Origin of the sequence: Lysinibacillus sp. fls2-241-R2A-57 (genome assembly GCF_030209535.1) — a bacterium.
Lineage (GTDB): Bacteria > Bacillota > Bacilli > Bacillales_A > Planococcaceae > Lysinibacillus.
The window spans coordinates 1-5,322 of the sequence record NZ_JARVRU010000137.1 but is presented as its reverse complement, the minus strand read 5'-3'; the positions used below and the strand labels follow the sequence as shown (position 1 = coordinate 5,322).

3 protein-coding genes are annotated in these 5,322 nt (G+C 38.9%); 1 reads left to right on the top strand and 2 read right to left on the bottom strand.

The window, feature by feature from the left end; genetic code table 11:
* Positions 1-122: 122 nt before the first annotated feature.
* Positions 123-1,775: an FAD-binding dehydrogenase gene (locus QRN68_RS19560; RefSeq protein ID WP_285398574.1), complete on the bottom strand. Its 1,653-nt coding sequence runs from the start codon at positions 1,773-1,775 to the stop codon at positions 123-125.
* A gap of 820 nt (positions 1,776-2,595) precedes the next feature.
* Here QRN68_RS19560 and serA point away from each other — a divergent pair.
* Positions 2,596-4,203, top strand: a complete 1,608-nt coding sequence (gene serA / locus QRN68_RS19555) for a phosphoglycerate dehydrogenase (protein WP_285398575.1) — start codon at positions 2,596-2,598, stop codon at positions 4,201-4,203.
* 159 nt (positions 4,204-4,362) lie between these two features.
* Here the strand turns inward: serA and QRN68_RS19550 are convergent, their stop codons facing one another.
* Positions 4,363-5,151 carry an HAD family hydrolase gene (locus QRN68_RS19550; protein WP_285398573.1) on the bottom strand — a complete coding sequence of 263 codons (789 nt, stop codon included), beginning with the start codon at positions 5,149-5,151 and terminating at the stop codon, positions 4,363-4,365.
* Between the last annotated feature and the right edge of the window lie 171 nt (positions 5,152-5,322).

Below are 5,322 nucleotides of genomic sequence, written 5' to 3'. Positions count from 1 at the left end.
GAGCGGTTTCTCGGCTCACCCGAGCGCTTTTCACTTGGACCTGAGCGGTTTCTCGGCTCACCCGAGCGCTTTTCACTTGGACCTGAGCGATTTCGCCTCTCACTAGAGCTTTCTAAATTTCTTTATTCTCCTTTTGCCAAATATCGCCCTACCTGTCGTCCACTAAATAAACAGCCACCAACAAATGTCCCTTCTAAAGCACGGTAACCATGTACACCGCCACCACCAAAACCACTAACTTCCCCGGCAGCAAATAAACCTGGTACAGGTTGACCATCCATTCCTAACACAGCACCATCCAAATTTGTCTGTAAGCCTCCTAATGTTTTACGCGTTAAAATATTTAATCGTACCGCAATAAGTGGCCAATTTTTTGGATCTAGTATTTTATGGGGCTTCGCAACGCGCACAATTTTATCACCAATATAGTTTCTCGCACCATGAATGGCATTAACCTGTAAGTCCTTTGTAAACTTGTTGTCCATTTCACGATCCCTTGCTAAAATTTGCTCCTTTATTTTTATAAAATCAAGAAGCTCATTGCCCGCCAAATTGTTCATTCCATCAACTAGCTCCTTTAAATCATTAGCAATAACAAAGTCTTCACCATGTTTTTTAAATGCCTGAATTGGGGCAGGTGGACCTGGCAAAACACGTTTCAGAACATCACTAATGCTTTTATTTGTTAAATCAGGATTTTGCTCAGAGCCTGATAGTGCAAATTCTTTTTCAATAATTTTTTCAGTTAAAATAAACCACGAGTAATCATAGCCCGTTTTTTGAATTGCTTCTAACGTACTTAACGTATCAAAGCCTGGAAAATTCGGTGCGCCAAATCGATTGCCCTCCGCATCAAACCATAATGATGAAGGGCCTGGTAAAATTCGAATACCGTGATTTGGCCAAATAGGGTCCCAATTTTTCAAGCCTTCCGTATAATGCCACATGCGGTCTCGATTAACGATACGCCCCCCTGCATGCTCAGTTATTTCTAGCATTCTGCCATCAACAAAAGCAGGTACACCACTAATCATATTTTCAGGTGGTGTGCCAAGTCGCGCTGGCCAATTTTTTCTAACCAAATCAAAATTAGCACCTATTCCACCGCTAGCCACAATAACGGCATCCGCTTCATAAGAAAATTCGCCGATGCCTAGCCTAGAACTTTTTTCACCGCGATTTGCATAACTTTGAGCCAAAACTGTTCCACTAATTCCTTCAATTCTTCCATCTTGTTGAATAAACTCATCTACACGATGCCTTGCTTTAAAATCTATATAACCATCCTTTATGGCCTTTTTCACTTTTTCAGTAAAAGGCTTTACAATGCCAGGACCGGTTCCCCAAACAATATGAAATCTAGGTACTGAATTTCCGTGTCCGCCTGCTAAAGAGCCCCCACGTTCTGCCCAACCGACGATAGGGAAAAACTTAATACCTACAGACTTTAACCATTCATATTTTTCACCAGCTGCAAAATCTACATAAGCTCTGGCCCATTTATGCGCCCACGAATCCTCATCCCCTAAGCGATCGAAGCCAGCCGTCCCTTGCCAATCCTGCCATGCAAGCTCTTTACAATCCTTAATGCCAAGCCTTCTTTGCTCGGGTGTATTCACTAAAAATATACCGCCAAAAGACCAAAATGCCTGTCCCCCCATTGAATTTTCAGGTTCTTGATCTACTAACAAAATTTTTTTCTTTGCATCCGCTAACTCACAGGCAGCTACTAAACCTGCCAGCCCTGCACCGACAATTGCTACATCATACATCATTCTCCCCCCTAAAAATCAATCTTACTTTACTTACATTCTTCTCAAATTGATGGTTTACCTTCTACACTTTGTATTTTTGACGAAAATGTGACAAGAAAAAAATGTTCGCATTCCTCCTCAAAGCAATGAAAGTTTTACTCAAATAATCTATTTAATCCCAATTAATTCCCATATATTTTTCGACCTTTAATATTTATTAAATGCCCATGTAATCTGACTTAACACATATCGGTAGCGCTTTCATTGTCCTCTGTAAAAAGACGAACAATTCAATGTTACAAATATAATAAAGTTCGCTTTTGGTTATTTTTCGGACTACCAAAGTCAAGTTTTTTAATCTTTTTTAGAAATATCGTTGACAAAGGTGAACAATAAGGTTTATGATGTTAACAATTAAATCACACGAAAATATAACGACGGAGACACGCTAGTCGCAAGAAAATCCAAAGAGAGCTGATGGTTGGTGTAAATCAGTGATTTCTACGATAATAGTTCCACTCCTGAATAGATAAGCCGAACACTCCCAAAGTAAGCTTATCCGTCACATGCACGTTACGCATATAGCTAAGACTGCAAGAAATCTTTCACGCAGTGATTAAGGGTGGTACCGCGAACCAATGTTTATTATGCCTTTCGCCCCTTACAACACAATCTTTGTGTTTGTAAGGCGCGGAAGGCTTTTTTTATTATTCTCTTTTCTACAAAGGAGATTTGTATGCTGTAAGATGTACAATCTCTATAAAATTCAGACTGTTTCGTCTATAAAGAACACTAACATTTTTTAATTAAAAGGAGCTAATTACAAATGACTACATTACAAATGACTACTGCAACAAAGGCAATTAACGTATTTATCGCTGACCCACTAAGTGAAGATGGTATTTTCCCACTTCGACAAGAACAAGATTTAGACTTAAATATCATTGTAGACACTGGTCTTGCACCAGAAGAATTAATCGCAAAAATTGCGGATGTAGATGTTTTACTAGTACGTTCTCAAACAACTGTAACACGCGAAGTAATTGAAGCGGCTAAAAACTTAAAACTTATCGGACGTGCTGGTGTAGGTGTGGACAACATTGATCTAACTGCTGCAACTGAGCATGGTATTATCGTTGTAAATGCACCAGACGGTAACACTAACTCTGCTGCTGAGCACACTATTGCCATGATGACTTCACTTGCTCGTCACATCCCACAAGCATTCAATACACTTAAAAACGGTAAATGGGATCGTAAATCTTATGTTGGAGTTGAGCTTAAAAATAAAACTTTAGGTGTTGTAGGCTTCGGTCGTATCGGTGTGGAAGTAGCTTATCGTGCAAAAGGTCAACGCATGAACGTTATGGCATACGATCCATTTTTAACTGATGAACGCGCTAAAGAGTTAGGCGTAACAAAATCAACAGTTGAAGAAATTTGTGCAGCAGCAGATTTCATTACAGTACACACACCTCTTCTTCCTGAAACACGTAATCTTATTAACAAAGAAAAATTCGCTATGATGAAAGATGGCGTGCGTATCATTAACTGTGCACGTGGCGGTATTATCAATGAGGATGATTTATATGATGCCATCGTAGAAGGTAAAGTAGCAGGTGCTGCTCTTGACGTATTCGTAAGTGAGCCAGCAACGGATCACAAGCTACTTACTTTACCACAAGTCATCGCAACACCTCACTTAGGTGCATCTACAATCGAAGCACAAGAATCTGTAGCTGTTGACGTATCAAACGACATCATTAAATTCTATAAAACAGGTACTGTCACTAACCCAGTGAACATGCCATCTATTCCAAAAGAATTACTTGCACAAGTTGAACCTTTCTTCGAATTAGCTGAAAAACTTGGTTCATTCTTATCTCAACTTACAACTGAGCCTGTGAAAGAAATCAACTTATCTTATGCTGGTGAAGTAGCAAATTATGATGTACGTCCATTAACGTCAAACGCGTTAAAAGGTTTATTATCTAAAAATCACGGTAATCATGTAAATGACGTAAATGCTCGCTATTTATCTGAACGTATCGGCATGAAAATTAATGAGCATAAAACAACAACTGCTAAAGGCTTTACTAGCTTAATTACAATTGAAATTAAAACAGCAAATGAAACACACTCAGTGGCTGGTACATTATTAAACGGTCTAGGTGCACGTATTGTCAAAGTAGAAGATTATGTTGTTGACGTTATTCCACAAGGTCACCTTCTTTACATTAAAAATACTGACAAACCAGGTGCAATCGGCCGCGTAGCAACAAAGCTAGCAGAAAAAGATGTTAACATCGCAACAATGCAAGTTGGTCGTGCACAAGTTGGCGGTACAGCTGTCATGATGCTAACAGTCGATAATGCTGTATCAGAAGAAGATCTAACATTCGTTGCACAGCTTGAAAATATTGATGAAGTAAGAGCGATTAACCTATAATTTTACTTTATAAGCAGGGAGTACAAATACTCTCTGCTTTTTTATTTTTGGGCCAAAGGTATCATGCTAGCATTGTCGATAAAACCTTCTTTTATTTGATAAACTTCAAGAAACAAAAAATGTACTGACCCTATGATTGAATCAGTACATTTTTTTGCCTTATAGCTTATTTACAAGTTCTAATAATGCAGTTAAAGAATCAACCTCATATGTTGGAGTGACTACGCCATTTAGTGTAGTGTTTTCACGATTGATCCAAACATTACGCATTCCAACACGAGATGATCCTAAAATATCAGTATTTAAGTTATCTCCAACCATAATCGCATCGTCCGCCGTAATACCCGTTTTCTCCATGACATACTCGAAAATAGAGGCATCTGGTTTCCCTTTACCAAAGTCCCCAGAAATAATAATATGATCAAAATAAGGCGCGATTTCTGGTGTAATTTCTAGCTTTAAATTTTGTAAACTTGGTGCTCCATTTGTCAGTAGTACGAGTTGATACTTTCCTTTCAGCTTATCTAACACAGCAAAAGTATCTTCATATAAGAATGGGGACACTTTTCGCTCTGCCACAAAACGCTCCCCTAGCTCCGCTCCTAACTGCGCATCATCAATTCCAAGAGCTGCTAAGCCTTTTGTCCACGCTTCTGTACGATAGCCCGGTACAATATTTTTCATTTTTTGGAAGGAATCTGTTGGATCATCGAATGTTCCCCAAAGTCCTTCGAATGGGTTAATACCGATTAACACCGTATAATCATATGTTTCATAGCCTTCATAAAGCGCTCGTGCTTCTTTACGCACAGCCTCCTCTAGCTCAGCCGGATTCACATTATGTATTGTCGCTGCATATTCGCATGTTTTTTCAAATGCTGTTTTGACAGATTTTTTATCCCATAATAACGTATCATCTAAATCAAAAATAATTGTGTTAATTGACATTGTGTCAGCTCCTAGCTCCTATTAATATAATTATTTTAGCATATATTCAAAATATTTAGCATAGCGTTTTATGGTTTTTCCATCGCCAAAACGTAAGGTTGATTTCCGTTCCGGTCGGCGCTTTGTTGCTGACGCTTCGCTTTCGCACAGATAAAACATTTGCCGCTGACG

Bases quoted from the DNA above. Each gene is read 5' to 3' on its own strand.
- QRN68_RS19560 (WP_285398574.1), bottom strand. From the start codon at position 1,775: ATGATGTATGATGTAGCAATTGTCGGTGCAGGGCTGGCAGGTTTAGTA.
- serA (WP_285398575.1), top strand. From the start codon at position 2,596: ATGACTACTGCAACAAAGGCAATTAACGTATTTATCGCTGACCCACTA.
- QRN68_RS19550 (WP_285398573.1), bottom strand. From the start codon at position 5,151: ATGTCAATTAACACAATTATTTTTGATTTAGATGATACGTTATTATGG.